The following is a 2,691-nucleotide window of genomic DNA, read 5'->3' on the forward strand; positions in this document are numbered from 1 at the left end:
GAACGCGCGCACGATCCACGCTGGATGACCATGCCGGAACGCGAAGTAGCCCGAGACATCGCTCTCCCGGGCGGGCGCCAGCTCGTCGGCCCAGCCATCGAGATCGTGCCGTTCGACCTTGCGCAGCACGGCATTGGCGAACCCGCCGGCACCTTCGCTGACTCGCTTGCGTACCAGGTCCACCGTGGTTGAGACCGCGGCATGCGGCGGGACGCGTAGCGCCAGGAGCTGGTGCGTACCGAGCCGCAATGCATCGAGGACCGGCGGGTCCAGATCAGACAGCGGCCGATCGACGCACGCGCCGATGATCCGGTCATATGTGCCCTGCCACCGCAGGGCACCATAGGTCAGCTCGGTGGCAAAGGCGGCGTCCCGGGTATTGAGGTTCCGACGGCGCATCAGGTCCGGCAGGACGAGGTTTGCATACGCGTCGTCCTCGGTCACCGCACGAATCGCGTCATAGGCGACCTGGCGCGCCTGGTCGGCCACCTGATGCCGCGGCTGAGATCCGCCACCGCCGCCCGAAGCGCCGCCACCGCGACTCTTCGGGGCTCCGCCACGTTCGCCTTGCCGTCCGCCCCGCGGCTCCTTGTCTCGGCCCTGGCGGGGCTTGCCCGGTCCTCGTGCGCCGTCGGCATGCCCGCTCCGCCGCGGTCCACGCGGCCGGTCGCCACGCTCGGCCGCGCTCATGCGTCCGCCGTTTCGTGGCCGAGGCGCTCCCCTGGCTCTGGCCGCACGCCGCGGGCCCAGTCGGTCGCCGGCATCTCCCGCTTGCCCTGCGGCTTCACATCGCCCAGCACGACAGCGTGGCTCCCTGTCCCGACTCGTACCCCGGTCTTCTCGACGATGATCTCCCCCGCGGCGATCCCGTCGCGGCCTCGCTCGAGCTGTATCGGCTGCAGCTTCAGCCGCTCCCCACGGAACGTGGTCCACGCGCCGGGCGCCGGTGTGCAGGCGCGGACCAGCCGATCCACCCGCATCGCCGGTGCCGTCCAGTCCACCTGCGCGTCCTCCGCGGTCAGCTTCGGCGCCAACGAGACGCCGTCGTCGGGCTGCGGTTCGGCCCGCAGGCTCCCATCTTCGATGCCGTCCAGCGTGCGCGTCAGCAGCGTCGCTCCCGACTTGGCCAGCCGTGCCAGCAGATCACCGCTGGTGTCCGTAGGCCGGATATCCTCGGTCACCAGGCCGTAGACCGGCCCGGTGTCGAGCCCTTCTTCCAGCTGGAAGGTGCACGCGCCGGTCACGTCGTCGCCGGCCAGCACGGCGTGCTGGACCGGCGCCGCGCCTCGCCACGCGGGCAGGAGCGAGAAGTGCAGGTTCACCCAGCCGTGTGTGGGCACGTCGAGCGCCGCCTGTGGGATCAGCCCGCCGTAGGCGACCACCGGGGCGCAGTCCGGTCCGATCGCGGCCAGCCTCTCCAAGAACTCGGGGTCACGCGGCTTCGCTGGTTTGAGGACCTCGACACCAGCTTCCTCGGCCACTGTCGCCACCGGGCTCGGCGTCAGCTTGCGTCCGCGTCCGGCAGGCGCATCGGGCCGGGTCAGAACCGCGACGACGTCATGCCGCGAATCCATCACCGCCCGAAGCGACGGTACGGCGACGTCCGGCGTACCGGCGAACAGAACGCGCATTTTCGGCGAACCCCATTTCTCGACTGCCCGTGTGGCGTGTGATGTGCGGGCGCGACCCGAGTGTTCCGCGCCAGACGCCCACGATATCCACTCCTGTCCCATCGGAACTTCTCGAGTGGCCCTTCCCGGCAAAGAGCTGCTGGAGCTGGGCCTGTACACGGATTTCAAGGATCGCCTGCACTTCCGACCGGCGCCACATCAGGAAGAAGCGCTCACACAGATGCTCGACCAGCTCCTCGCGTGGTCCGAGGCGCTGCGCCCGTTGCGCGCCTGACTGCCCAGAAGCCTACGGACGCCGATAGCCGGTGGGCTCGGGTCCGAGGTCGACGATCGCCGCCACAGGTCCCCCGCCGTCCGGACCCTGGTGCGCCGCGGAGACCGACACGTAGACCGCAGGATCGCCGGTCACCGCAGCCGCGACCCCACCGACGGCGGCCTTGATCTGTCGGTGCCAGTGGACGTCGGAGTCGTCCAGCATGGCGTTTCGGCGCCCCCGCACCATCCCGTCTTGGCTCGTCTCGCACTTGAGGAAGACGTTCACCAGGCGCCCGTCCAGGTCACTCGGGTGTGGCCGGTCCGGCAGCTTCAGGCCGGCATCCCGGATCGCGGACCAGACGCCGTCGGCGTCGAGCGCGTCGTTCATCACGGAGTGTCCGATCCGGTATCGCCCGCCGACCCCCGGCGCGTTGCCGACCACGACCACCTGCGCCTGATCCAGCTCGACGCCCGACGAGCAGGACGCGACCGATGAGTAGAGGTCCCGGCTGTGCATGACATCGGCGTCGTCGGGCATTCCGATCTCGCCGAGCGCCACCGCGATGCCGAGCGCCGTGCAGCCGTTGGAAAGGTCCATCGACTCGTGTGTGTGCTCGGTCCACACCGTCTGGCCTCGCGCCTTGGCGTCCCGGATGGTGTGGATGGTCAGCAGCGGTGTCTTGGTCTGGACGTAGTGGACGTCGGCAGGATCGGAGATGCCCGCTCGTTCCATCGCGATCCGGACCGCATCCGCCACCTTCTCCACCATGCCGCGGCGCCCGATCTCCTCCGGCAGCAGCACCTC

Annotated in this window: 4 protein-coding genes; 1 reads left to right on the forward strand and 3 read right to left on the reverse strand. The window is 69.9% G+C overall.

The window, feature by feature from the left end; all coding sequences use genetic code 11:
- Window positions 1–444, reverse strand: a 444-nt coding sequence (locus tag ELR45_RS42410; RefSeq protein WP_240759060.1) for a transcription antitermination factor NusB, incomplete at its 3' end; no start/stop codon positions are given.
- Window positions 445–686: 242 nt separating this feature from the next.
- Window positions 687–1,631: a methionyl-tRNA formyltransferase gene (gene fmt / locus ELR45_RS01945; protein ID WP_129662987.1), complete on the reverse strand. Its 945-nt coding sequence runs from the start codon at window positions 1,629–1,631 to the stop codon at window positions 687–689.
- Between the two features lie 115 nt (window positions 1,632–1,746).
- Between fmt and ELR45_RS34380 the strand changes: the two genes are divergently transcribed.
- A complete protein-coding gene (locus ELR45_RS34380; RefSeq protein ID WP_165367388.1) occupies window positions 1,747–1,905 on the forward strand; it encodes a hypothetical protein in 159 nt (52 codons plus the stop codon).
- A gap of 12 nt (window positions 1,906–1,917) precedes the next feature.
- On the opposite strand, the gene bar is transcribed toward ELR45_RS34380, so the two are convergent.
- Window positions 1,918–2,691 (reverse strand): barbiturase (gene bar, locus ELR45_RS01950; RefSeq protein ID WP_205855692.1); only part of this gene is annotated, 774 nt, incomplete at its 5' end.

It is taken from the genome of Phytoactinopolyspora endophytica (assembly GCF_004138495.1).
GTDB lineage: Bacteria > Actinomycetota > Actinomycetes > Jiangellales > Jiangellaceae > Phytoactinopolyspora > Phytoactinopolyspora endophytica.